25 protein-coding genes are annotated in these 24970 nt (G+C 72.2%); 14 read left to right on the forward strand and 11 right to left on the reverse strand.

Annotated elements, in window-relative coordinates; translation table 11 throughout:
* The first annotated feature begins 86 nt into the window (after window positions 1-86).
* From uvrC to phbB, 5 genes are all read left to right on the forward strand, one after another.
* Complete coding sequence (gene uvrC / locus D3273_RS04410; RefSeq protein WP_129223903.1) at window positions 87-2285, forward strand: excinuclease ABC subunit UvrC; 2199 nt, start codon at window positions 87-89, stop codon at window positions 2283-2285.
* 113 nt (window positions 2286-2398) lie between these two features.
* A complete protein-coding gene (gene pgsA / locus D3273_RS04415; RefSeq protein WP_129223905.1) occupies window positions 2399-2995 on the forward strand; it encodes a CDP-diacylglycerol--glycerol-3-phosphate 3-phosphatidyltransferase in 597 nt (198 codons plus the stop codon).
* The gene (gene moaD, locus D3273_RS04420) at window positions 2992-3243 is read left to right on the forward strand and encodes a molybdopterin converting factor subunit 1 (protein WP_129223907.1); all 252 of its coding nucleotides are present in this window, start codon (window positions 2992-2994) and stop codon (window positions 3241-3243) included. The genes pgsA and moaD overlap by 4 nt, the downstream gene beginning before the upstream one ends.
* Window positions 3244-3246: 3 nt before the next feature.
* On the forward strand, window positions 3247-3705 hold the full coding sequence (locus D3273_RS04425; protein WP_281011193.1) for a molybdenum cofactor biosynthesis protein MoaE: 459 nt from the start codon (window positions 3247-3249) through the stop codon (window positions 3703-3705).
* A gap of 149 nt (window positions 3706-3854) precedes the next feature.
* On the forward strand, window positions 3855-4577 hold the full coding sequence (gene phbB, locus D3273_RS04430; RefSeq protein ID WP_129223909.1) for an acetoacetyl-CoA reductase: 723 nt from the start codon (window positions 3855-3857) through the stop codon (window positions 4575-4577).
* A gap of 225 nt (window positions 4578-4802) precedes the next feature.
* Here the strand turns inward: phbB and D3273_RS04435 are convergent, their stop codons facing one another.
* The 8 genes from D3273_RS04435 to chvE all read right to left on the reverse strand — a co-directional run bounded on the left by D3273_RS04435 (window position 4803) and on the right by chvE (window position 12578).
* Window positions 4803-5927, reverse strand: coding sequence for a nucleoside hydrolase (locus D3273_RS04435; RefSeq protein ID WP_129223911.1), 1125 nt, complete (start codon window positions 5925-5927; stop codon window positions 4803-4805).
* Between the two features lie 64 nt (window positions 5928-5991).
* Window positions 5992-6360 carry a VanZ family protein gene (locus D3273_RS04440; RefSeq protein ID WP_207210680.1) on the reverse strand — a complete coding sequence of 123 codons (369 nt, stop codon included), beginning with the start codon at window positions 6358-6360 and terminating at the stop codon, window positions 5992-5994.
* 85 nt (window positions 6361-6445) lie between these two features.
* Window positions 6446-8038, reverse strand: a complete 1593-nt coding sequence (gene purH, locus D3273_RS04445) for a bifunctional phosphoribosylaminoimidazolecarboxamide formyltransferase/IMP cyclohydrolase (RefSeq protein WP_129223912.1) — start codon at window positions 8036-8038, stop codon at window positions 6446-6448.
* Window positions 8039-8112: 74 nt separating this feature from the next.
* Window positions 8113-8253, reverse strand: a complete 141-nt coding sequence (locus D3273_RS29045) for a hypothetical protein (RefSeq protein WP_245500987.1) — start codon at window positions 8251-8253, stop codon at window positions 8113-8115.
* Between the two features lie 109 nt (window positions 8254-8362).
* Window positions 8363-10051 (reverse strand): heparinase II/III family protein, encoded by a 1689-nt coding sequence (locus tag D3273_RS04450; RefSeq protein ID WP_245500988.1) that lies wholly within the window; start codon window positions 10049-10051, stop codon window positions 8363-8365.
* A 68-nt stretch (window positions 10052-10119) separates the two neighbouring features.
* On the reverse strand, window positions 10120-10554 hold the full coding sequence (locus D3273_RS04455) for an RbsD/FucU family protein (RefSeq protein ID WP_129223914.1): 435 nt from the start codon (window positions 10552-10554) through the stop codon (window positions 10120-10122).
* A 72-nt stretch (window positions 10555-10626) separates the two neighbouring features.
* Window positions 10627-11349: a ribonuclease PH gene (gene rph, locus D3273_RS04460; protein WP_129223916.1), complete on the reverse strand. Its 723-nt coding sequence runs from the start codon at window positions 11347-11349 to the stop codon at window positions 10627-10629.
* A 152-nt stretch (window positions 11350-11501) separates the two neighbouring features.
* Entirely contained in the window at window positions 11502-12578 is a 1077-nt protein-coding gene (gene chvE / locus D3273_RS04465) for a multiple monosaccharide ABC transporter substrate-binding protein (RefSeq protein ID WP_129223918.1), read from the reverse strand.
* Window positions 12579-12820: 242 nt separating this feature from the next.
* Here chvE and D3273_RS04470 point away from each other — a divergent pair, with 242 nt between their 5' ends.
* Window positions 12821-13858 (forward strand): LacI family DNA-binding transcriptional regulator, encoded by a 1038-nt coding sequence (locus D3273_RS04470; protein ID WP_129223920.1) that lies wholly within the window; start codon window positions 12821-12823, stop codon window positions 13856-13858.
* A complete protein-coding gene (gene xylA, locus D3273_RS04475; protein ID WP_281011195.1) occupies window positions 13855-15150 on the forward strand; it encodes a xylose isomerase in 1296 nt (431 codons plus the stop codon). The genes D3273_RS04470 and xylA overlap by 4 nt, the downstream gene beginning before the upstream one ends.
* A gap of 166 nt (window positions 15151-15316) precedes the next feature.
* Here the strand turns inward: xylA and D3273_RS04480 are convergent, their stop codons facing one another.
* The 3 genes from D3273_RS04480 to D3273_RS04490 all read right to left on the reverse strand — a co-directional run bounded on the left by D3273_RS04480 (window position 15317) and on the right by D3273_RS04490 (window position 18745).
* Window positions 15317-16522, reverse strand: a complete 1206-nt coding sequence (locus tag D3273_RS04480; RefSeq protein ID WP_129223922.1) for a cupin domain-containing protein — start codon at window positions 16520-16522, stop codon at window positions 15317-15319.
* 190 nt (window positions 16523-16712) lie between these two features.
* Window positions 16713-17414: a GntR family transcriptional regulator gene (locus D3273_RS04485; RefSeq protein ID WP_129223924.1), complete on the reverse strand. Its 702-nt coding sequence runs from the start codon at window positions 17412-17414 to the stop codon at window positions 16713-16715.
* Between the two features lie 14 nt (window positions 17415-17428).
* Window positions 17429-18745 carry an MFS transporter gene (locus D3273_RS04490; RefSeq protein WP_129223926.1) on the reverse strand — a complete coding sequence of 439 codons (1317 nt, stop codon included), beginning with the start codon at window positions 18743-18745 and terminating at the stop codon, window positions 17429-17431.
* A 426-nt stretch (window positions 18746-19171) separates the two neighbouring features.
* Between D3273_RS04490 and mdcA the strand changes: the two genes are divergently transcribed.
* The 7 genes from mdcA (at window position 19172) to D3273_RS04525 (ending at window position 24885) form a co-directional block, all read left to right on the forward strand.
* Window positions 19172-20818, forward strand: coding sequence for a malonate decarboxylase subunit alpha (gene mdcA / locus D3273_RS04495; protein WP_129223928.1), 1647 nt, complete (start codon window positions 19172-19174; stop codon window positions 20816-20818).
* Window positions 20819-20892: 74 nt separating this feature from the next.
* Window positions 20893-21207 carry a malonate decarboxylase acyl carrier protein gene (mdcC, locus tag D3273_RS04500; protein ID WP_129223930.1) on the forward strand — a complete coding sequence of 105 codons (315 nt, stop codon included), beginning with the start codon at window positions 20893-20895 and terminating at the stop codon, window positions 21205-21207.
* A complete protein-coding gene (locus tag D3273_RS04505; RefSeq protein ID WP_129223932.1) occupies window positions 21204-22142 on the forward strand; it encodes a biotin-independent malonate decarboxylase subunit beta in 939 nt (312 codons plus the stop codon). The genes mdcC and D3273_RS04505 overlap by 4 nt, the downstream gene beginning before the upstream one ends.
* Complete coding sequence (gene mdcE / locus D3273_RS04510) at window positions 22129-22851, forward strand: biotin-independent malonate decarboxylase subunit gamma (RefSeq protein WP_129223934.1); 723 nt, start codon at window positions 22129-22131, stop codon at window positions 22849-22851. Before D3273_RS04505 ends, mdcE begins: the two co-directional genes overlap by 14 nt.
* Window positions 22826-23710 (forward strand): triphosphoribosyl-dephospho-CoA synthase MdcB, encoded by an 885-nt coding sequence (gene mdcB, locus D3273_RS04515; protein ID WP_129223936.1) that lies wholly within the window; start codon window positions 22826-22828, stop codon window positions 23708-23710. The genes mdcE and mdcB overlap by 26 nt, the downstream gene beginning before the upstream one ends.
* Window positions 23707-24642 carry an acyltransferase domain-containing protein gene (locus tag D3273_RS04520; protein WP_129223938.1) on the forward strand — a complete coding sequence of 312 codons (936 nt, stop codon included), beginning with the start codon at window positions 23707-23709 and terminating at the stop codon, window positions 24640-24642. The genes mdcB and D3273_RS04520 overlap by 4 nt, the downstream gene beginning before the upstream one ends.
* Window positions 24643-24699: 57 nt before the next feature.
* On the forward strand, window positions 24700-24885 hold the full coding sequence (locus tag D3273_RS04525) for a hypothetical protein (RefSeq protein ID WP_129223940.1): 186 nt from the start codon (window positions 24700-24702) through the stop codon (window positions 24883-24885).
* Window positions 24886-24970: the final 85 nt, after the last annotated feature.

Here is a 24970-nt window from a genome sequence, read left to right on the forward strand (position 1 = left end):
GATGGATCCGTTCGGGATGGGAGAACGGTCGGGACGGCGCCGCGCCAGCCTTCCCGCCGCCGCCTTCCCGGCCTAGATCCATGGCGATGAGCCCGAGCCGCCTCCGATCCGTCGACGCCCCGTCCGACGAGCCCTTCGACGACGACGAGGACGCGGTCGGCGAGCGGGACAGCGGCATCGACCTCGGCCTCGCCGACGACGAAGCCGCGCCGGCCTCCGTGCGCCAGGGCGCGGCCGTGATCCGGCACCATTGGCAGACGCTGCCGCTCGGGCCGGGCGTGTACCGCATGCTCGGCACCGAAGGCGAGGTGCTCTACGTCGGCAAGGCCAAGAGCCTGAAGAAGCGCGTCGCCTCCTACACGCGTGCCGCCGGCCATTCGCGCCGCATCGCCCAGATGATCTCGCTGACGGCCTCGATGGTCTTCGTGTCGACCGCGACCGAGACCGAGGCGCTGCTGCTCGAAGCCAACTACATCAAGCAGATGAAGCCGCGCTTCAACGTGGTGATGCGGGACGACAAGTCGTTCCCCTACATCCTGGTCACCGCCGACCCGAAGGCGCCGCAGATCACCAAGCACCGCGGCGCCCGCAACCGCAAGGGCGACTACTTCGGCCCCTTCGCCAGCGTGTGGGCGGTGAACCGCACGCTGAACGCCCTGCAGCGGGCCTTTCTGCTCAGGTCGTGTTCCGACAGCTACTACGACAACCGCACGCGGCCCTGCCTGCTGTACCAGATCAAGCGCTGCTCCGGCCCCTGCACGGGCGAGGTGACGCCCGAAGGCTACCGCGAGCTCGTCGACGAGGCGCGCGACTTCCTCGCCGGCAAGAGCCGCGCCGTGAAGGACCGGCTCGCCGCCGAGATGATGGGCGCCGCCGAAACCATGGAGTTCGAGCGGGCCGCCCGGCTGCGCGACCGCATCGCGGCGCTGTCGGCCGTGCAGGGGCAGCAGGGCATCAACCCGAAGAGCGTCGAGGAGGCCGACGTCTTCGCGGTGGTGGACGAGGCCGGGCAGTTCGCCATCGAGGTGTTCTTCTTCCGCACCTACCAGAACTGGGGCAACCGCACCTACTACCCGCGCGCCGACCGCAGCCACAGTTCCGGCGAGGTGCTCGACAGCTTCCTCGTGCAGTTCTACGCCGACAAGCCGCCGCCGCGGCTCGTGCTGCTGAGCCACGAGGTCGAGAACCGGGCCCTGCTGGCCCAGGCGCTGACCGAGCGCGCGTCCTTCGCCGTCGAGGTCGCGGTGCCGCAGCGGGGCGAAAAGCGCGACCTCGTGGAAGGCGCCGCCGTCAACGGCAAGCAGGCGCTCGCCCGCAAGCTCGCCGAAACCGCCAGCCAGGAGAAGCTGCTGGCCGGGCTCGGCGTCGCCTTCGGGATGGACCGCACGCCGCGCCGCGTCGAAGTCTACGACAATTCCCACATCATGGGCACCAACGCGGTCGGCGCCATGATCGTGGCGGGCCCGTCGGGCTTCATGAAGACCCAGTACCGCACCTTCAACATGAAGGACGTCACGCCCGGCGACGACTTCGGCATGATGCGCCAGATGCTGCGCCGCCGGTTCGCGCGCCTGCTGCGCGAATCGCGCGGGGCGTCGGCCGACGACGCCCTGATGGCGGCGGCGCTGGACGACGAGGCCCTGGCGCTGGACGCCGTCGACGACGCCGCGGCGGGCCCGGACGCGCCGGACGCCGACATGCCCGTCGAGGCGGAAGGTCCGATGGCGGCCGGCTCCGACCCGGAGGACCCGTCCGTGCTCGTCGACGAGGCGCCGTCGCTCGACTTCGACGACGGCTCGCCCTGGCCCGACCTGCTGCTCATCGACGGCGGCAAGGGCCAGCTCGCCGCCGTGCGCGAGATCATGGCGGAACTCGGCGTGCCGGTGCTGTTCGGCCCCGGCGCGGTGCCGAACGGCCTGGCCGTGGTGGGCATCGCCAAGGGGCCGGACCGCGACGCGGGGCGCGAAACCTTCTTCGCCGCGGGGCGCGAGCCCTTCAAGCTGCACGAGCGCGACCCCGCGCTCTACTTCGTGCAGCGCCTGCGCGACGAGGCGCACCGCTTCGCCATCGGCACCCACCGCGCCAAGCGCAAGAAGGACATCACCCGCTCGCCGCTCGACGAGGTGGCGGGCATCGGCCCGGCCCGCAAGCGCGCCCTGCTCCACGCCTTCGGCACCGCCAAGGCGATCGCGCGGGCGAGCCTGTCGGACCTCGAGAAGGTGCCGGGCGTCAATGCCGCGACGGCGAAGCGGGTCTACGACTTCTTCAACGAGGGTGGGGCCTGACGTCGTGGCAGACCCGGTCCCCATGCCCGCTGTCGGCAGGCCCGAGATCGTCGCGCCGGGGCGCGGCGCCGCTCCCTTGACGCCAGCGCCCCCGGCATGTTCCCTCTGAGCCCATGGCACTCTCCACCCTCGAGCGCGAACGGCAGTGGAACCTGCCGAACCTCCTGACCTACGCCCGCATGGTGGCGGTTCCCGTCGTGGCGGGCTGCCTCTTCGCGCCCGACGACCCCCGCATGCGTTGGCTGGCGCTGGCCATCTTCGCGGTGGCGGGCGTGACGGATTTCTTCGACGGCTACCTCGCCCGCGCCTGGAACCAGCAGTCCTCGCTCGGCCGCATGCTGGACCCCATCGCCGACAAGCTGCTCGTCGCGGCCTCGCTGCTGATGCTCGTCGCCGACCGCACGGTCGCGAGCTGGTCGATCTGGGCCGCCATCGTGATCCTGTGCCGCGAGATCCTGGTGTCCGGCCTGCGGGAGTTCCTGGCCGAGCTGCGTGTGTCGGTGCCGGTGACCAAGGTGGCGAAGTGGAAGACCACGGCGCAGCTCGCCGCCATCGGCTTCCTCATCGCGGGGCCGGCCGGCGAAGCCGTGTTGCCCGGCACGGTCCACATCGGCCTCGTGCTGCTGTGGCTCGCCGCCGTGCTGACGCTGTACACGGGCTGGGACTACATGAAGGCCGGGTTCAAGCCGGTCGCGGGGTCGCCGACGTGAAAGCCTTGTATTTCGCCTGGGTGCGCGAGCGCATCGGCATCGCCGAGGAGGAGCTGTCGCCGCCCGCCGGGGTCGCCACCCTGGCCGACCTGATGGCGTGGTTGGCCGCCCGGGGCGAGAACTACGCCCACGCCTTCGAGAACCCCCAGGTCATCCGCACGGCGCTCGACCGCGTGCACGCCAAGCACGACGCACCCTTCGCGGGCGCGCGCGAGGTGGCCTTCTTCCCGCCGATGACGGGCGGCTGACCCGTGGCCACCGTTTCCGTCCAGGACGCCGACTACGACACGGCGGCCGAGATCGCCGCCATGACGGCAGGGCGCACCGACGTCGGCGCCGTGGTGACGTTCTCGGGGCTGTGCCGCGACGACGGCGGCACGTTGGACGCGCTGGAGATCGAGCACTACCCCGGCATGGCCGAGGACGAGATTCTGCGCGTGTGCGCGGAAGCGGAGGCGCGTTGGCCCCTTCAGGGCTGCCGCGTCATCCACCGCCACGGCGCCATCCGGCCCGGCGACAACATCGTCCTGGTGGTGACGGCCTCGGCCCACCGCGTCGCCGCCTTCGCGGCGGCCGACTTCCTGATGGACTACCTCAAGAGCGAGGCGCCGTTCTGGAAGCGCAACCGACGCCGGGCCGACGCGCCCGGGGACGGCGGCTGGGTCTCGCCGAAGGCTTCGGACGAGGCCGCCCTCGACCGCTGGCGCTGACGGGGTCGCCACCGCACCGCAGCATGGGGACGCGCCTCAATGCTGCATTGCGTTTCGCCGCGAATCCCCTGGACGCTTCGAACCGCGCCCGGCAAGAAGCGTTGGTGAATGACGTCGGCCAACGTGCCGACTCGACGGGGGGATTCCACATGGCACGCATCGCATTGGTGACGGGCGGCACGCGCGGCATCGGCGCAGCGATCAGCCGGGCGCTGACCGAGGCCGGGGTCAAGGTGGCGGCGAGCTACGCCGGCAACGACGACGCCGCCAACCGGTTCAAGGACGAGACCGGCATCCCGACCTTCAAATGGGACGTGGGCAGCTACGAGGCTTCGGCCGAGGGCGTGAAGCGCGTCGAGGAGGAGGTCGGCCCGGTCGACATCCTGGTCAACAACGCCGGCATCACCCGCGACGGGTTCTTTCACAAGATGACGCACGAGCAGTGGCGGGCCGTGCTGACCACCAACCTCGATTCGCTCTTCAACGTCACCCGCCCGGTGATCGACGGCATGCGGGCGCGCGGCTGGGGCCGGGTGGTCGTGATCTCGTCGATCAACGGCCAGAAGGGACAGATGGGGCAGGTGAACTATTCGGCCGCCAAGGCGGGCGACATCGGCTTCGTCAAGGCTTTGGCGCAGGAAAGCGCCAACAAGGGCATCACCGTCAACGCCATCTGCCCGGGCTACATCGGCACCGAGATGGTGCAGGCCATCGCCCCCGAGGTGCTGAAGTCCAAGATCCTGCCGCAGATCCCCGTCGGCCGCCTGGGCCTGCCCGAGGAGGTCGGCAAGGCCGTCGCCTATCTCGCCAGCGAGGACGCGTCCTTCGTCACCGGATCCGTGCTGTCGATCAACGGCGGCCAGCACATGTGACGCGCGGCCCGGTTCGACGACACCGGCGGCCGCCCCGTCCCACCCCGCTCCTTCCTGGGCGGGCCCATCGTCCCGGATCGGGCCCTGCGGGCCTGCTCGGGATTGGGTAGGCGGAGTCGTTTCAGGCCGCCGTCGGCCGGAAACCGGCGGCCGGGCCGCTCGACCGCCGGGAAACGCGAACGCGCGGCGTGCCCCGGCGGCAGCGGGGAAGCCCGCGACCGGCGCTCACTTCGGCGGTGGCGTCCATTGCGCGGCCTTGACGAAGCCGTCGGTGAAGCGCGTCCGGTCGATGTCCTGAACGATGGTGACGGCGCGCACGCCCATGTCCTTCGGGGCGAGCGCTTCGGGCCAGATATGGGCGCGGCCGTAGTCCGTCCCCCCCGAAACGTCGACGTCCATGAAGGCGTCGACCGACTTCGTCACCAGCGACGGGTCGACCGCGATGGCGGCCGCCATCTCGTCCCACAGCGGCAGCGGGTTGAAGTATTTCGACAGGTAGGCGGTGAGCGGCGTCTTCACCGCGGCGACGCGGTCCATCAGGGCACGGTCCATCATCACCGAGTTGGACACGTTGCCGACGGCCGTGATCTTGGGCCACGGCGCGGTGAGCGCGATGTGGGCCGCCTCGGGGTCGAAGATGAGGTTGAAGTCGGACGCGAAGTCGGCATCTCCCGTCACCGACTGCATCGACGTGTCGAGCAGCCCGCCCATGAAGACCAGCTGCTTCGCGTCCGCGGCGAAGCTCGGGTCCATGCGGATCGCGAGCGCGATGTCGGTCAAGGGGCCGGCGGCGATCACCGTCACCTGATGGGGATGCGCGTGCACCTGCTTGATGAGGAAGCTGGCGGCGAGGCCGCTCGCCGGCGGCGTCGTCGGCAGGCCTTCGTCGAGGTGGGGCAGCGCGGGTTGCTGCACCGGCACCTTGTCGATGGGCCCCAGCCCGCCCCAGGCCCCCTTCCACGGGATCCGGCCGAAGCGCTGCTCCCACGACTTCATCTCGGGCACCGTGCGCATCAGCGGGTAGGTGGCGCCGTTGACCACGGGGATGTCGGAGCGGCCGGCGATCTCGAGGAAGCGCAGGAGGCGCGCCGCTTCCTCGTTCTCCCAACCGTCCCCCGTGACGACGGTGAAGCCGAGCACGCCGACCTGCGGATCGGAGATCAGCGGCAGCAGGGCCTGCATGTCGGTGCCGCCCGGCCCGGCGAAATCGTTGTCCATGACGACCAGCACCTTCGGGGGCTCCGCGGCAGGGTCCTGCGCGGCCGCGGGCGCGGCCGGGCCGAACGCCAGGACCGCGGCGGCGAGCCCGAGCCGGATGGATCCGAGGCGGGCTGGACTTCTGGACGGCATCGCGGTGCGGCTCCGGTCGGGATCTGGCCAGCACCTTCGTGCGGGACGGCGCCCGGCGCAACCGTCATCGCGCGCGGATGCGCCGCGCCGCCGCCGCCATCCACTCGGCCGCGAAGGCCAGCAGCGCTCCCGCGACGGCGCCGCCGGCCTTCACCTCGAAATCGTGCCAGCGGCCGTGCCGCCCGGGGACGAGGCCCTGCGAGGCTTCGAGCAGCCCCGCGACGGCCAGGAGGCCGATCAGCCAGGCGAAGCGGTGCCGCGGATAGCCGAGCATGAGCAGGAAGCTCGCCATCGCGAAGGCGGCGAAGCGCTCCCTGTTCGGCCCGAAGTCCGTTTCGGGCCTCAACGCGATCGGCGACAGGGTCACGAAGGCCACATAGGCCAGCGTCAGCCAGAACAGGACGCGCGCCGCCCTCCGCAGCGCGGGGCTCAAAGCCTGCCCGAACACTGGAGCGCAACTGCGTCGCCTCGCGACGCGCGGCACGACGGGGACGGTGCGACGCCGGCCCGACAGGCCTTCAATGCTTGAAGTGCCGGATGCCGGTCATCACCATGGCGATGCCGGCCTTATCGGCGGCCTCGACCACCTCGGCGTCGCGCAGCGATCCGCCCGGCTGGATCACCGCCGTGATGCCCGCCGCCACCGCGGCCTCGAGCCCGTCGGCGAAGGGGAAGAAGGCGTCGGACGCCATGGCGGCGCCGGGCGCGAGGCTGTCACCCGCGCCGGCCGCCCGGGCGGCCTCCTGGGCCTTCCACACCGCGGTGCGGACCGAGTCGACCCGGCTCATCTGGCCGGCCCCGATGCCCACCGTCGCGCCGCCGCGCGCGAACACGATGGCGTTGGACTTGACGTGCTTCACCACGCGGAAGCCCAGGCGCAGGTCGTCCATCTCCTCGGACGTCGGGGCGCGCCGGGTCACCACCTTGAGGTCGGCGTCGTCCACGGTCGCGGCGTCGCGCTCCTGGACGAGGAAGCCGCCCGACACCGTGCGCCACAGCGTGCCGGGCTGGCGACGGTCCGGCAGGCCGCCGGTGAGCAGCAGCCGCAGGTTCTTCTTGGCGCCCAGGATGGCGCGCGCTTCGTCGTCCGCGTCGGGGGCGATGATGGCTTCCGTGAAGATCTTGGCGAGTTCGGTCGCGAGCGCGGCGTCGACGCGCCGGTTGACCGCCACCACGCCGCCGAAGGCCGAAACGGGGTCGCAGCGCAGGGCGCGGGCATAGGCTTCGGCCGGGGTCGCCCCCGTGCCCACGCCGCAAGGGTTGGCGTGCTTGATGATGGCGACGGCGGCCGGGCCGGCGGGGTCGAACTCGGCCACCAGCTCGAAGGCCGCGTCGGCGTCCCCGATGTTGTTGAACGACAGGGCCTTGCCCTGGATCAGTTTCGCCGATCCGACGCCCGGGCGGGCATCCAGCGTGCGGTAGAAGGCGGCTTTCTGGTGCGGGTTCTCGCCGTAGCGCAGCGGCTCCTGCAGGGTGCCGCCGAGCGCCCGGAAAGCCGGGGCCTCTTCGAGGGCGGTCGCGGCCAGGTGGTTGGCGATGGTGGCGTCGTAGGCGGCCGTCCGGGCATAGGCCTTCTGGGCGAGGCCGCGGCGGACGCGCAGGGTGGTGGTGCCGTCGTGCGCCTCCATCTCGGAGCGGACGAGCGCGTAATCGGCGACGTCGACCACGACCGCGACGTCGTCGTGGTTCTTGGCGGCCCCGCGGATCATCGCCGGGCCGCCGATGTCGATGTTCTCGACGCATTCTTCCGGCGTGCCGCCCCGCGCCACGGTGGCCTCGAACGGGTACAGGTTGACCACGAGGAGGTCGATCGGGCGGATGTTGTGCGCCAGCATGGCGGCCTCGTGGCTCGGGTTCTCGCGGACGGCGAGGAGCCCCCCGTGCACCAGCGGGTGCAGGGTCTTCAGCCGCCCGTCCATCATCTCGGGAAAGCCCGTCAGGTCGGCGACCTCGGTCACGGGCAGGCCCGCGGCGGCCAGCGCGTCGCGCGTACCGCCGGTGGACACCAGGGCGACGCCGCGCCCGTGCAGGAAGCGCGCGAAGTCGACGAGGCCCGCCTTGTCCGAAACCGAGAGCAGCGCGCGTTCGATGCGGCGCAGATCGCTTGCCATGCCGTTGAGATCCCCGAAACCGTCAAGTCCAGCGGCGCTTAGCACGGTGAAGGGACGGTGCGAACCCCGGCGGGTCAGGGGCGCCGGGGTCGACGGGGCCGGCGGCGGAACGCGCCGGCGCATTCGGCGCCGTAGATGCTCGCCACGATGCCGAGCGGTACGACGACGAAAAGCTCCAATAGACCGGCGAACGGTGTCGCAGCGACCATCAGCATGGCCGTCCCCTCCCGCGCGGGCCGCATTCGCGCGCCCCGTCGCTCCCGCCATCGAACACCCGCCGGGTCGGGTTGTCGCCTCACGTTGTCGTGAGCCCGCCGGCCCGCGTCAGGCGGGGTCGTCGCCGTCCCGGCGCGACAGCGACCAGCGGACCGCCGTCACGTCCAGGGCGCGGCCGTGGACGACGATCTGCTCGGTCCGGCGCGGCCCCTCGGCCTGGGCGAAGAAGATGCTTTCCTCGATGGCGACCGGGACGCCGCCCGCCTCGAACAGCCAGGGCGCGCCGTCCGGCCCCGCGACCAGCACGGCCGCGCCGCGGCGGGCCGGCACGGCGCGCAGGCCCGGATGGAGGTGAAAGCGGACCGCGAAGGCGAAGCGGCCCGGGCGAACGCCCGCCACGGCCTCCAGGCGGTCCTCGCCGTGGAGCTGCAGGCCGTCCGGCGACAGCCAAAGGCGGCGCGCATGGAGATAGCCGGCGCCCCGCGCGTAGCCGTCGTGCGACAGCGCCAGCGTGGCGCCGTCCGGCCGCTCGACCGCGACGGCGCGCGGGCCGGCGTAGAGCAGGCCGCGCAGCGGGCCCGACCTGGCGAAGCGCGACGACGACCGGTCGGCCAGCACCAGCGTCGAATGCGCCGCCGTGGCCCGCGACGCGTCCCGCGCCAGGGCTTGGACGGCGGCCGGCGCCCCGCAGTTGACGACGATGCGCTGCGGCCCATGCGAGAACTCGAAGGCCAGCGTGCCCGCATGCGCGGCCCCCGCGAAGGCGGGCGGCGGCGGGAGGCCCGCGTCGACGATCAGGGTCGCGTCACCGGCGTCGAGCCGCTGGTAGCCGGAGAACCGCGCGTCGTCCCGCACCGCGCCGCGGTCGTCGTAGGCCAGCACGGTGGCGAGGACGTCGGGCCGCGTCACGCCCATGCCGTTGAACAGGGCCAGCGTCCCGTCGCCGTGGCGGAAGCAGCGCACCATCGGCATCATGCGGTCGATGGCGGCCGGCAGGGCCGGCGGCGGCGGCACGCCGCGCGCCGCGTAGGCCTGCCTCAGCGGCAGAAGGTCGAGCAGCAGGTCGAGCAGCGCCTGGGGCTGCCGGCTCACATGGCCGCCGTCGGGCAGGATCTGTCGCCCGAGCTCGTCGGCGAGCAGGCGCGACGCGCGGCGCTGGAGGCGCCCCATCCCTTCCGCGCACAGCGAGAGTTCGCACAGCGCCACCAGGGCGGTGAGGCGGGGCACGCCGCCGAGCCCCCGGTCGACGGCGCCGAGCAGCGCGTCCGCCTGGCGGGCCAGGCTGCGGGTGAAGCGGCGGTAGAACACGCCGTCGGCGCCGTCCAGGATCAGCGGCGCCTGGCTCAGCCAGGACAGGAGCCGCCGCGCCACGACCTCGGGCCGGCCGCCGGGCGCGGCCCCGCTCCGCCCTCGCCCGATGATCCAATCGCCCACGAGCGCTCGGGCGTTGACGCGGGCGAGCGCCGTGTCGGCGGCGCGCAGGTGCCGCAGCCATCCGAACCCGGCGAGCGCGGCCGCCCAGGCATCCGACGGCGGCTCCACCTCGAACGGGGACGCCCCGCGGGTGTTCACCGCCTTCCCGTCGAAGGCGAAATAGCCGGAATACACGTCCTCGGCGACGGTCGGGTCCGCCGTGCGGATGTCCTGCGGGGCGATGAGCAGGCGCTCGGGGACGCGGCTGCGGCGGGTCGCCAGCGCGCGGAAGGGCCGCCGCGCCGCCAGCCCGAGCCGTGTCGCGCCCCGCCCGAGGACGAGGGCCGCCAAACGGGCGCGGTCCGCGACGGTCTCGTCCTCCACGCCGCGCCACCCCGCCCGATCGACGCCCGACTCGGGGCCGCCCTCCGGCGAAGGATCGTCCGACAGGGTTAATTCGTCCTTACCACGCCCTTCTTCAGGATGAGGTTGCCGTACAAGCGCCGCTCGCCGGTGGCCACCACGGCGAAGCAGCCCGCCACGCGGGCGTAGAAGGCGTAGCGCTCGAGCTTGTTGAGCGTGAACTCGGTGGTCTCGTGGCGGGCCAGCGCGTCGCGGAAAGCGTCGAAGATCGGCTGCTCGGCCTCGGGGTCGTCCACCACCGCCATGCACCAGGCGGCCTCGGGCACGAAGTCGTCGAGCGGCATGACGGACAGAACGGCGTTGGCGGCCGCTTCGGCCGACACGCCGTCGAGCCGGACCACCGGCGGGCCCGACGAGGCCGCGGGGTAGTTGCCGTCGACGATGGCGATCTCGTCGCCGTGGCCCATGGCGCGCAGGGCGGACAGGAGGTCCGGCGTGAGCAGCGGATCGAGGCCTTTCAGCATGGGGTCGTCTCCTGGTGGGCGTCGGCGGTGGGCTGATCGTCCGAAACCCGGCCGGTCCGGCCGGGTCGCGTTTCAGGGCGCCTTGGCGACGGCCGCCTTCTGCAGCGCCACGAGGTCGGCGATGCCGGCGCGGGCGAGCGACAGCATGCCGCCGAGTTGTTCTTCCGTGAAGGGGGCGTTCTCGGCCGTGGCCTGCACCTCGACGAGGCCGCCCGCGCCCGTGACGACGAAATTGGCGTCCGTTTCCGCCGACGAGTCCTCGGCGTAATCGAGGTCGAGCACGACCTCGCCCTTCACCACGCCGCAGGACACGGCGGCGACGTGGTCGCGCAACGGCATGTGCTTGATCATGGAGCGGCGGTGCATCCAGGCCAGGCAGTCGTGCAGCGCCACCCAGGCGCCCGTGATGGCGGCCGTGCGGGTGCCGCCGTCGGCCTGGATCACGTCGCAGTCGACGACGACCTGGCGCTCGCCCATGCCCTGGAGGTCGACCACGGCGCGCAGGCTGCGGCCGATCAGGCGCTGGATCTCGTGGGTGCGGCCGGACGGGCGGCCGGACGCCGATTCGCGCTTGGTGCGGGACGCGGTGGCGCGCGGCAGCATGGCATATTCGGCCGTCACCCAGCCCCGCCCCTGCCCGCGCAGCCACGGCGGCGGCTTGTCCTCCAGCGAGGCCGCGCAGAGCACGTGCGTGTCGCCGAACTTCACGAGGCAGGAGCCTTCCGCGTAGCGGGCCACGCCGCGCTCGATCGTGACGGGGCGCAGCGCGGACGGCGCGCGGTTCGAGGGACGCATGGCGGGGATCTCCAGGGCGCGACGGCGGCCGGCGCTCGCCGCGCCGTCGGGCGCGGGACACGGCTTCTAGGGCAACCGGCATCCTGGGGCAACGCGGGGCGCGAGCCGCGGCCGAACCCCGCGGATGCGAGGTCCGGCGCGCGGCGCGCTCCTCACATGCCGAGCTGCTTCATCGTGTAATAGTCGCCGTCCACCAGGACCTGCTTCCAGTTCGCCTTGGTGACGAGGACGGGGTTGAGCAGGTAGGTGGGCACCACCTTCTTGCCGTTGTCGTAGGTCTTGGCGTCGTTGACCTGGGGCTGCGAGCCGGTCAGCAACGCGTCCACCATGCCGACCACGACCTTGGCGAGGTCCCGCGTGTCCTTGTAGATCGACGACGTCTGCTCGCCGGCGATGATGGACTTCACGGACTGCACCTGGCAGTCCTGGCCGGTGACGACCGGCAGCTTCATGTTGCCGGAGCCGTAGCCGACGCCCTTCAGGGACGACAGGATGCCGACCGCGATGTTGTCGTTCGGGGCCAGCACGGCGTCGAGCTTCTTGTTGGTGTAATAGGCGCTGAGCAGGTTATCCATGCGCGACTGGGCGGTCGCGGCGTCCCACTTGGGCGTGGACACGACCTTCATGCCGGACTGCCCGCTTTGAACGACCAGCTTCTTGCTGTCGATGTAGGGGCCCAGCATCGACAGGGCGCCGTTGTAGAAGAAGTAGGCGTTGTTGTCGTCGGGCGAGCCGCCGAAGAGCTCGATGTTGAACGGGCCCTTGCCGTCCTTCAGGCCGAGGCTCTCGACGATGCTGGTGCCCTGCAGCACGCCGACCTTGAAGTTGTCGAACGTGGCGTAATAGTCGACATTGGGCGAGTTGCGGATGAGGCGGTCGTAGGCGATAACCTTGACGCCGGCATCGTGGGCCTTCTGCAGGACGTCGGTCAGGGTCGTGCCGTCGATGGCGGCGATCACCAGGACCTTGACGCCCTTCGTGACCATGTTCTCGACCTGGGCGAGCTGGTTGGGGATGTCGTCGTCGGCATATTGCAGGTCGACGCTGTAGCCCTTCGCCTGCAGCTGCTTGACCATGTTGTTGCCGTCGTCGATCCAACGCTGGGTCGTCTTCTCCGGCATCGAAACGCCGATGAGGCCCTTGTCGGCCGCCCAAGCCGTCCGCAGGCCGAGCCCGAACGTGGCCGCGCCGCTCAGCGCCAGCGTGCCGAAAGTCCTTCTGGTGATCATGCGTCTCTCCCTCTGGTTCGCCGGGCGGAAGCGTGCCTTCATGGCGCCGTTCAGATCCACCGCGGCGCAGTTTGCCATCGTGACGTACGTAAATCAACGCCACGGTCGCATTTCCGGCAGAACCGAGGCCTCGCCCCGTCGCGACGCCGCAAACGGGCAGGAAAATCCCGAGCGAGCGCCGGCTTGATTTGCGGCGTGAAGGATGATTGACGTACATCAACACGACAAAAGGACGGAACACGATGGAGGGAGGGCGGCCGGCGACGGCGGGCGATGTGGCCGTGGCGGCCGGCGTGAGCCTCGCCACGGTGGACCGCGTGCTCAACGGGCGGCCCGGGGTGCGCGACGTCACCGCCCGGGCGGTGCAGGACGCCGTGGAGCGGCTCGGCTTCCGCCGCGACCTGGCGGCGGCCAACCTCGCCCGCGGCCGGCGCTACCGGTTCCGCTTCCTCGTGCCGGACCTGCCGCAGAACAGCTTCATGCAGGCCGTCCGGCACGAGATCGACGCCGCCGCGGCGCGGGGGCTGGACCAGCGCATGACGCTGACGGTGGAAACCTACGCGGCCTTCGACCCGCTCGACCTGGCGCGCCAGCTCGGGGCCCGCCGCGGGCGGGACGCCATGGGCATCGCCGTGGTGGCGGTGGACGCCCCCGAGGTGCGCGACGCGATCGCCCGGCTGCACGCCGACGGCATCGCGGTCGTCACCATGGTGTCCGACGCCACGCCGTCGCGGCGCACCTGCTTCATCGGCCCCGACAACGTCGCGGCCGGCCGCGTGGCGGCGTCCCTGCTGGGGCGGTTCGTCGGCGGCCGGCGCGGCCGGGTGCTGACGGTGGCGGGGCGGATGACGCTGCGCGACCACGCGGAGCGCCGGCTCGGCTTCGCGCAAACGATGGAGCGCGACTTCCCCGCCCTGTCGCTGCTGCCCGTCGCCGAGGGCCTCGATGATTGGGCCGTGACGGAGCCGATCGTGACCGAGGCGCTGCGGGCCTGCCCCGACCTCGTGGGCATCTACAGCATGGGGGCGGGCAACCGCGGCATCGTCGCCGCGCTCGAAGCCGCGGGCCGGGCCGGCGACGTCGTCGCGGTCGGGCACGAGCTGACGCCCTTCATGCGCGAAGCCCTGCTCGGCGGCACCTTCGACGCCGCCATCAACCAGGACCCGTCGGACGAGGTGCGCAGGGCCGTGCAGACCCTCAAAGCCCTCGCGGACGGGCGGGACGACTTCCGACCCGATCCGGTGCGGATCGACATCTACCTGAAGGACAACCTGCCGTGACGATCTTTTCCGACATGCCGACGGTCCGCTTCGAGGGGCCGGACTCCACCAATCCCCTGGCCTACCGCCATTACGACGCCGACCGCGTCGTGCTGGGCCGGCCGCTGCGCGACCACCTGCGCCTGGCCGTGTGCTACTGGCACAGCTTCGTGATGAACGGGGCCGACCCGTTCGGCGCCCCCACGATCGCGCGGCCCTGGATGGGCGGCGACGCCATGGCGGCGGCCCGGGCCAAGGCGGACGCCGCCTTCGACCTGTTCCGCGTGCTCGATGTGCCCTTCTACACGTTCCACGACCGCGACATCGCGCCCGAAGGCGACACCCTCGCGGCGACCCTGGCCAACACGCGGGCCGTGGGCGAGGTGCTGGCCGAGAAGCAGGCCGCCACGGGTGTGAAGCTGCTGTGGGGCACCGCCAACCTGTTCAGCCACCCGCGCTTCATGGCGGGGGCGGCCACCAACCCGGATCCGGACGTGTTCGCCTGGTCGGCCGCGACGGTGAAGACCGCGCTCGAGCTGACGCACGGCCTCGGCGGCGCCAACTACGTGATGTGGGGCGGTCGCGAGGGCTACGAGACGCTGCTCAACACCGACCTCAAGCGCGAGCTCGACCAGATGGGGCGGTTCCTGGCGCTGGTGGTCGACCACAAGCACCGGATCGGCTTCCAGGGCCCGATCCTCATCGAGCCGAAGCCGAAGGAGCCCTCCAAGCACCAGTACGACTTCGACGCCGCCACCGTCTACGGGTTCCTCCGGCACTACGGGCTCGAGAAGGACGTCAAGTTGAACCTCGAGGAGAACCACGCCATCCTCGCCGGCCACACGTTCGAACACGAGATCGCGGTCGCGAACGCCTTCGGCATCCTGGGCTCGCTGGACGTCAACCGCGGCGACCCGCTGCTCGGCTGGGACACCGACCAGTTCCCCAACGACGTGCCGCAGCTCACGCTGGCGTTCCACGAGATGATCAAGGGCGGCGGCCTGACGACCGGCGGCCTGAACTTCGACGCCAAGGTCAGGCGGCAGTCGATCGACGCCGAGGACCTGGTGCACGCCCATGTGGGCGGAATCGACGTTTGCGCGCAGGCCTTTTTGGCCGCCGCCCGCCTGGTCGAAGCCGGCAAGCTGGCCGGCGCGGTGGCGGAGCGCTACGCGGGATGGGACCGCCCCGGTCACGCCGCGCTCGGCGGCAGCCTGGAGGAGATCGCGGCCGCGGCGGAAGCCCGGGCGCTGGCCCCAAGCCCGCGCTCCGGACGGCAGGAGATGCTGGAAAACATCGTCGCCCGCGCGTGACGGCGAAACGAAAAGGCCGGCCCTCGCGGGCCGGCCTTTTCGTTCACCGCGATGGGAAAACCTTTGATCGCCGGCCGGGGAAGGCGCGGCGCCCCGGGCGGGCGCCGCCGTCGTGGCGGCGGGATCGCCCGCGCGATCCCGCCGGGGTCGGCGACGCCGAAGCCGGTCAGGCCTCGCTGTCGAGCTTGTCGACGGTCGCGGCCGGCACGCCGGCGAGGTTGTTCGACAGCAGGTACTTCGGGGCCGTGCCCATCCAGTGCTTGAGGGTGATCTCCTCGAACTTGCCGGCGTTCCAGGTCTGGATGATCTCCAGGTCCTCGTCGCCGGTGTTCAGCATGGCGTGGCCGTAGCCCTGCGGCACGTAGGCGGAATCGCCGGCCTTGACGTCGGCCACCTTGCCGCGGCCGCCCGAGCCGAACAGCGCGATCTGCCCCTTGCCCTTAAGGTAGTACTGGAACTCATCGGCGTTGGGGTTCCAATGCAGTTCCTTGATCTGGCCGGGCTTGATCACCATGCGGGCGCCCGACATCGTCGTCTGGATGGGCCACTCGTCGACGGTGGCGAGGTGGAAGGAACCGCCGTCGAAGTCGCGCTTGGCGCGCGGGTCGTCGAGGAGCCGGAACTTGTGGGTCGACTCCTTCGGCCAGGGCGCGTCGCGCGCCTCCGACACGGGCACCACCGGGCCGGACTGGATGTAGGTTTCACCCTTGGGGAAAGCGTCGAAGGCGGCGGGGGTCAGGCCGAGGCTCTTCGCCAGCATGTCGTGGGGCGAAACGTCGACCCAGTCGGTGATCGAAAAGGTGCCGTGCTCGGAGAAGGAGCCGTTGTCGAAGTTCAGGATGAAGTGGCAGGGCTTGTCGCCGATGGTCTGGATCGAATGGCCGTGGCCCTTCGGGAAGAACCACAGGTCGCCCGGCTTGTAGTTGTTGACCTCGGTCTGGCCCGACGGGTCGAGCACGACCGTCTGGCACTGGCCGTCAATCACGTAGGCCCACTCGGCCGCGATGGCGTGCCAATGGAGCTCGCGCGACGCGCCGGGGTTCAGGAACATGTGCACGGCCGCGATGCCGGTCGCGATCGGCAGCGAGTGGACGGTGGTCTCCTTGGCCCAGCCGCCCGACGTGATCTTCGGCTTCGAACCGTCGAGCGAGCGCGTGAAGGCCGGCATCTCGCCGATGTCCTTCGCGTCGTGGTAGGCGACGGGCGCGCCGGGCTGGAGCTGCTGGGCGTCGCGGCCGAAGCCGCCCTGCCCGGCCTGACCCTTGTCGTCGGTCGTCGTCGGGGTGCCGGCCACGGCCGCGCCCGTCAGCGCCACGAGGCCGCCCGCGCCGAGCGCGGCGGTGCCCAGGAAATTGCGCCTGCTGGTATCCATCATGACCTCCCATGTCGTTTCGGGGCGCCGCGGGAACAGACCCGGCCCGATCGAACCCGGCCGAAGCAGACCGTCCCGCGGCGGACCCGGCGAAACGCTGTTGCATGCACTAGCGTCAGTCGAGCGCTGCCGCAATTGTCGGGCGACGGCGGCGTCTTAAAATGTTTTTTAGGTCCGGGCCGCGGCGGGCTCAGCTCCCCGTGGTGTCGGAGATGTAGCGGCCCAACGCGCTGGCGGCATTGAACATGTGGGCGCGCATGCGCCGCGCCGCGAGCTCGCCGTCGCCTTCCGCGATCGCGGCCAGCACCTGCGCGTGCTCGTCGTGCGAGGCCGCGATGCGGTCGCCGTGGCGGAGCTGGGTGCGGCGGAACACGTCGAGCCGCGCCCGGATGGCGACGGCCTGTTCGGCCATGAAGCCGTTGTGGGTGGCGACGTAGAGCAGGCCGTGGAAGTCGCGGTTGAACCGCTCGTAGGCGTCGAGGTCGCGCCCCGCGACGAAGGCCCGCGACGCTTCGTGAAGCTCGTTGAGGCGGCCCCGCTCGATCGGCGTCATGCGGTGGGTGGCGATCCGCACGCACATGGTCTCGACCTCCGCGATGGTTTCGAACATGTCCATGATGCGGGCCGGCGTGAGGCGGGTCACCACCACGCCGCGCCGGGGCCGGACCTCGACGAGGCCCGAAACGGCCAGTTGGCGCAGGGCTTCCCGGACCGGGGTGCGCGACGCGCCGAACCGGTCCGCGAGGGTCTGCTCGTCGAGGCCCGTCCCGGCCCCGAGCTGTCCGGAGGCGATCTCGTCCGTCAGGGCGTTGCGGATGCGGTCCGACAGCAGCCTGCCGTCGCCGACGTCGGCGCCCGGCTCGGGCCGCGCTTCGCCGTGGCAGGGGGGCACGGGCCGCGCCTCCCTCACCGCGGCAGGGGCTGGCCGCGCGTTTCGGCCGCGAAGGGGATCACGAGCAGGCCGAACCCGAACGCCACCGCGGTCCAGGCCACGGGCGTGCCCAGCGTGCCCATGCCGTGCACGGCGGCGCCGAGCGCGAAGTTGACGCCGGCGCCGATGAAGCGGCCCACGGACGTGCAGAACGCGAAGGCGGTGGCCCGCACGTCCGTGCCGAACAGCTCGGGCAGCCACAGCGAGAAGAGCGCGAAGTTGGCCCCCGAGAAGCCGAGAAAGAACAGCAGCGTCAGGAACGTCGGCAGCGCCCGCTCCGGCGGCAGGTAGAAGGCCCAGCCGAAGCTCAGCGCCACGAACACCAGCATTCCGGAAAAGAACAGCGCCAGCGTGGCGCGGCGACCCAGGCGTTCGGCCATCATCGGCACGACGAGGCAGCCCAGGACGGTCCCGAGCGACAGGATGGCGGTGCCGTAGGACGCGAAGCGCACGGCTTCCGCGGGGGCGTAGCCGGCGCCCTTGGCCAACGTGATGGCGGCCGCGGGCTCGTAGACCGAGCCGGCCCACAGGCCGATGATCGCGACGGTCAGGAGCGTCGACATGACGAGTGTCCGCGTCCGGTACTGCGGCCCGAAGATCTGCAGCAGCGGGCTGACGCGCTTCGCCCCGGCCTCGTGCAGGGCTTCCCAGCGCTCGGGCTCCTTCACCTTGAACAGGGTGACCACCGACACGACCACCGGAAACAGCCCGCACAGGAACATGGCGCGCCAGCCGTAGACCGCGCCGACCGTGGCGTTGAGGGCCGCGGCGGCAAAGAACCCGAAGTAATAGCCGCTCTGCAGGTAGCCGGCGCCCATCTTGCGCCGGTCTTCCGGCCAGGCTTCGGCCACGTAGGTCCCCGCCATGGCCCATTCGCCGCCGATGCCGATGCCGGCGAGGAAGCGGAACAGCGCCAACTCGTAGACGTTCTGCGACAGCGCCGCCGCGCCGGTGAAGACCGAGTAGATCAGCACGGTGGCGGCCAGCGTCCGGGTGCGGCCGAAGCGGTCGCCGATCGGCCCCCACACGAAGGACAGCCCCCAGCCGACCAGGAACAGCGCGAACAGGATCGAGCCGATGTAGCCGGTGTTGGCCGGGGTGGCTTCGATGCCGGAGCGGGGCAGGAGTTCGGTCAGGGCGGGGATGAGGACGAGGGCGTAGATCACGCTGTCCATGCCGTCGAGCAGCCAACCCGCCCAGGCGGCCCAGAACCCGACGATCTGGTCCCGGTCGAGCGGTGTGCGGCGCGGTCGCACGCCCCCGAGCGTCCCGTCGTCGATCGATCCCGACATCGCGTGTCCTCCGCCCCACCGAGCGACGGGCATGCCGACGCATCCCCGCCGCGCCGCGCCGCACGAGCGGCGGCGCGTTCGCGCTCCCGGCGGTCGAGACTTTCGACCGCCGCCATCGACGGGCGCCGCGGCGAGGAAGGGCGTGGACGCGGCCGACCCCGTCGGCCGCGTCGCAGCGGCGTTTCCAACCCTCGCGGCGGCCATCGCCGCCTGGGGACCCGTCGGCGATGGCGCCGCGGTTCCCGATCCGTCGCAGGTCTGCGCCTGCTGCAGGTCAGCATGCACGGAAACGGGACGATTGCAATCCTGTATGCGCCGGGGCGAGAAGTTCGCGGCAAAAAATGCAATATGGCTTGAACCCGGCCTCTTTGCTTTTAGTTTGCGCCGCGAGGGGCCCCGGTCGGGCGCCACAGCCGGGATGTCGCCATGAGGGACTGGAGCCGGGACGGGACGGCCAGGGACGAGCGCGTCGCGGCGGGGCGGGTGCTCGCCCGGGGCAAGGCGGTTCACCGCGACGACGCCGCGAAGCTCCTGGAAGCGCTGCTGAAGCCCGGCGACCGGGTGTGCCTGGAAGGTGACAACCAGAAGCAGGCGGACCTGCTCGCCGAAGCGTTGACGCGGGTGGACCCGGCGGTGGTCCACGACCTCCACATGGTGCAGTCCGGCGTCGTGCTGCCCGAACATCTCGACGTGTTCGAATCCGGCATCGCCAAGCGGCTCGACTATTCCTATTCGGGGCCGCAGGCGGCGCGCGTGGCGCGGATGCTGTTCGGGGGAAAGATCGAGCTCGGCGCGGTCCACACCTACCTCGAACTCTTCGCCCGCTATTTCATCGATCTCACGCCCCATGTGGCGCTGATCGCCGCCGTGTCGGCGGACCGCGACGGCAACCTGTACACCGGCCCCAACACGGAGGACACGCCGACCGTGGTCGAGGCCACCACGTTCAAGAACGGCGTGGTGGTGGCGCAGGTCAACGAGATCGTCGACCGCGTGCCGCGCGTCGACATCCCGGGGGACCGGGTGCATTTCGTCGTGGAAGCCGGGCGGCCGTTCTACGTCGAGCCGCTGTTCACCCGCGACCCCGGCGCCGTGACGGAAACCCAGATCCTCACCGCCATGCTGGCCATCAAGGGCATCTACGCGCCCTACGCGGTCAAGCGCCTCAACCACGGGATCGGCTTCAACACCGCCGCCATCGAGCTCCTGCTTCCCACCTACGCCGACCGCCTGGGGCTGAAGGGCGAAATCTGCACCCATTGGGCGCTGAACCCGCACCCGACGCTGATCCCCGCCATTGAATCGGGATGGGTGGAGCAGATCCACTCCTTCGGCTCGGAGGTCGGCATGGACGACTACATCCGGGCCCGGCCGGACGTGTATTTCACCGGGGCCGACGGGTCGCTGCGCTCGAACCGCGCCTTCTGCCAGACGGCGGGCCTCTACGCCTGCGACATGTTCATCGGCTCGACGCTGCAGATCGACCTCGCCGGCCATTCCTCGACCGTGACGACGAGCCGGGTGGCGGGCTTCGGCGGCGCGCCCAACATGGGCTCTGACCCGCGCGGCCGCCGCCACCCCTCCGCCCCCTGGCTGAAGGCCGGGCGGGAAGCCGACCCCGACGCCCCGGCGCCGCTCCGGCGCGGCCGCAAGCTCGTGGTGCAGATCGGGGAAACCTTCGGGGACGGCAACGTGCCGCTGTTCGTCGAGAAGCTCGACGCGCTGAACCTCGCCGAAAAGCTCGACCTCGAGCTCGCGCCCGTGATGGTCTACGCCGACGACACGACCCACATCGTCACGGAGGAAGGCGTCGCCAACCTCCTGCTGTGCCGCAGCCCGGCCGAACGCGAGCAGGCCATCCGCGGCGTCGCGGGCTACACCGAGATCGGCCGCGGGCGGGACCGCGCGATGGTGGAACGGCTGCGCGCCCGCAAGGTCATCCAAAGGCCCGAGGACCTCGGCGTCGACCCGCTCGACGCCGACCGGAGCCTGCTGGCGGCGCGCTCCGTCAAGGACCTCGTGCACTGGTCGGGCGGGCTCTACGCCCCGCCGGCCAAGTTCCGGAACTGGTGAACGGTCCCGGGGGAACCCGCGCCGCCGCCCGCCAACGCCGTCCCGATCGCGCCCTCCCGAGAAGGCCACCCCCGATGGAAAACCTGACCTACCGCCACAAGGCCAAAACGCGCGCGCCGGGCGACAAGCCGCTCGCGCTCGTGGGCGTCGTGGCTTCGGGCAACCTCGAAGTGCTGGTCGAGCGGGTTCTGCCCGACACCGACTGCGAGGTCGCCATCGCCACCACCGCCAAGGGGTTCGGCGACGTGTGGGCCGCCGTGGTGTCCGACTTCGTCGAGCGCCGCTCGCCGGGCGGCCTGCGCCTGTCGATCAACGACGGCGGCGCGCGCCCCGACACGGTGGCGCTGCGCCTGTCGCAGGCCGTGCGATCCTTGGAGGAAGGCCGATGAGCGACCTCACACCCGGGGGAACGTCGGAAAGCGGCCGCGGCGGCGTGAGCTGGTACGAGGCTTCGGCCCGCCAGCGCGTGCGCCTGCTGCTCGACGCGGGCAGCTTCACCGAGTTCGTCGGCCCCGAGCAGCGCGAAACGAGCCCGCACCTCCAGGTCTTCGACCTGCCCGAGCAGTTCGACGACGGCATGGTGGTGGGGGCCGGCACGCTGGGCGGCGGGGCCGTGCTGGTCGCCGCCCAGGAGGGGCGCTTCATGGGCGGCGCCTTCGGCGAAGTCCACGGCGCCAAGCTCACCGGCCTGCTTCGCGCCGCGCGGGACCTGACGTCGACGCCCGTGTTGATCCTGTTCGACACCGGCGGCGTGCGCCTCCAGGAAGCCAACGCCGGCGAACTCGCCATCGCGGAGATCATGCGGGCCGTGGTGGAGGCGCGCCATGCCGGCGTGACGGTCTTGGGCCTCGTCGGCGGCCGCAGCGGCTGCTTCGGCGGCGGCGGGCTGATCGCGGGCTGCTGCTCGGCGCTCGCCGTGTCGGAACAGGGCCGCATCGGCGTGTCGGGCCCGGAGGTGATCGAGACCAACCGCGGCGTCGAGGAGTTCGACTCCAAGGACCGCCCGCTCGTGTGGCGCACCACCGGCGGCAAGCACCGCCGGCTGATCGGCGGCGCCGACGCCTTCGCGGACGACACCGTGGACGCGTTTCGCGCCTGCGCCCTCGACCTGCTGCGGACGACGGGGCCGCTGACGCTCGACACGCTGCGGAACGAGCAGGCGCGCCTGCGGGAGCGCCTCGACCGCTTCGGCGCCTGCGCCGACGCCCGCGACGTGTGGGCGAAGCGGGGCGTCGACGACGCCGGGGCCGTGCCGGGCCTGCCCGCCGACGATTTCATCGCCCTCGCGGGCCGTGTCGCGGAGCCCTCGCATGACGCTCGATGAGATCCTGCAGTCGCTGTTCCCCGACGGCCACGACATCGCCCGCACCGACGGGCTGCTGTCGGGCTCGGCCACGATGAAGGGCGGCGCCGTCGCGGCGGTGATCGGCGTGGAAGGGCGCGCGCCGCTGGGCGTCGACGGGGCGCTGAAGCTCGGCGGCCACGTCCTCGACGCGCTGGAGCGGGGCGGCGACGCCCCGGTGATCGTGCTGGTCGACAGCGACAGCCAGCGCATGAGCAAGCGCGACGAGCTCCTGGGCCTGAACGAGTTCCTGGCCCACCTCGCCAAGGGCCTGATCCTCGCCGACCTCCGGGGCCGGCCGACCGTGGGCATCCTGTACGGGCACACGGCCGCGGGCGCCTTCATCGCCACCGCGCTGGCCACGCGGGTGCTCGTCGGGCTGCCCGGCGCCGAACCCGAGGTGATGGACCTGCCGTCCATGGCGCGGGTGACGAAGCTGTCCGTCGAGGTTCTGACGGAGAAGGCGCGGTCGACCCCGGTCTTCGCGCCCGGGCTCGACAACCTCGCACGGACGGGCGGCGTGCTGGAAACGTGGGACCCGTCGAAGCCCCTCGCCGACCAGCTCGCCGCCGTGCTCGGCCGCGCCGACACGCGCGACCGGCGCGACGCGCTCGGCAAGGAGCGGGGCGGACGGCCCAAGGCGGCCGACATCGCCGAGCGGGTGCGTGAGCTCGCGACCCGCGCGGGCTGACGCGCCGCACCGGGCCCGGGACCCTGACGGCGTGGCGGCGCTGGCCGTCGACGGGCTCGACCGCGAGGTGGACGCCTGGCCGAAGCCGGGCCTGGTGAGCCGGATCGATCCGGGCAGCCACGACGACATGGATGCCGGCACGTTCCGCCGCAGCGCGGCCGCGCTCCGCCCGCACTTCGCCGCGCTGGCCGGGGCGGGGCGCGCGGGCGCCGGGATGGGGCGCCTGCGCGCCCTCGGCATCGCGGCGGAAGCCGACATGCTGGCGGCGACCGGCGGGGTGAACACGCATCGCGGCGCCATCTTCGGCCTGGGGCTGTTGTGCGCGGCCGCCGGGGCGGCGGACCGTCTCCCTTCGGCGGACACGGGCGAAACCGTTCCACGGCCCGCGCCATCCACCCTCGGCGACGCGGTCGCCGCCCTGTGGGGTGCCGCCATCCTGGACGGCCCCGCGCCGCTCCGTTCCCACGGTGCCGCGGCGCGCCGCCTGCACGGGGCGGGCGGCGCGCGCGCCGAGGCCGCCGCCGGCTTCCCGACCCTCTACCGCGTCGGCCTGCCCGCGCTCCGCCACGGCCGCCGCCTGGCACCCGGCGACGACGAAGCGGCCCGCGTGCACTGCTGCTTCGCCCTCGTGGCCGCCCTCGAAGACACCAGCGTCCTCCACCGCGGCGGCCCGGACGGCCTCGCCTTCGCGCGCCGCGAGGCCGCGGCCTTCACGGCCCGCGGCGGCGTCGGCGCGCCCGGCTGGCGCGGCGACGCGCTCCGCATCCACCGCGCCTTCGTCGAGCGCCGCCTGAGCCCCGGCGGCTCGGCGGACCTCCTCGCCATGACGCTGTTCGTCGACGCCTGGGAGGCGCCATGACCCTCGCCCTGCTCTGCTCCGGCCAGGGGCCGCAACACCCCGCGATGTTCGCCGTCACGGGCGACGCGCCCGCGGCGGCCCGCCTGTTCGACCATGCCGCCGCCCTGCTCGGCGGCCGCGACCCACGCGCGCTCGTGCGCGACGCCGACGACGCGACGCTGCACGGGAACCGCGTCGGCCAGGTGCTCTGCACGCTGCAGGCCGTGGCGGCGCTGGCCGCCCTGCCCGGTCTGGTCGCAGGCCGGCGCATCGTGGCGGGATACAGCGTCGGCGAACTCGGGGCCTGGGCGGCGGCGGGGCTGATCCGCCCCGAAGCGGCGCTCGACCTCGCGGTCGCGCGCGCCGCCGCCATGGACGCCGCGAGCGAGCCCGGGGACGGGCTGCTCTTCGTGCGCGGCCTCGGCCGCGGTGCGGTGGACCGCCTGTGCGGCGAACACGGCGGCGCGGTGGCGATCGTCAATCCGGGCGACGCCCTCGTGCTCGGCGGCTCGGCGGGGGAGCTCACGGCCTTGGAAGGGGCCGCGCGGGCGGCCGGCGCGGGGCGCGTCGTACGGGTCGGCGTCCGGGTCGCGTCGCACACGGCCAGGCTGGCGGCGGCCTCGACGGCTTTCCGGGACGCGCTGTCCGCCGCCGAGGTCGCGACGCGGGTGCCGCCCGGGGTGCGGCTGCTGAGCGGGGTCGACGCCGCCCCCGTGCTGGACGTTTGGGCCGGGCTGGACAAGCTGGCGCGGCAGATCTCGACGACGATCCGCTGGGCGGACGGCCTCGCGGCGGCCGTGGAAGCGGGGGCGAGCGCGTTCCTCGAGCTCGGACCCGGCCGGGCGCTGGCCGAGATGGCGTCGGCCGCGCATCCCGGCGTGCCGGCCCGAAGCCTCGACGACTTCAGATCGGCCGACGGCGCGCGCGACTGGATCGGGCGCGTCGCCGTTTGACAGACGCTGCATCCGCTCCTAGCTCTCGTCGGGTCCCGATCCCGCTCCAGGCGCGCCATGCCCCGGCCCCAGCTCTACCCGGTCAAGAAGGTGATCGGCTTCGACGACGCCATGCTGAAGGCCGTCGACGAGTGGCGCCGCACCCGCACGCCCATCCCCACGGTGTCGGACGCCATCCGCCAGATCCTCGCCAAGCACCTGAAGCAGAAGGGCTACATGCCGAAGCGCAACGCCGCCGAGTGAGCCGCGGCGCCCCGCGCCTTTCCACACCGGGGCTTTTCACATAAAGACACGGCCTCGACACCGGGCCGGCGGGACCAGACAGCAG

Origin of the sequence: Lichenibacterium minor (assembly GCF_004137685.1) — a bacterium.
Taxonomy (GTDB): Bacteria; Pseudomonadota; Alphaproteobacteria; order Rhizobiales; family Beijerinckiaceae; genus Lichenihabitans; species Lichenihabitans minor.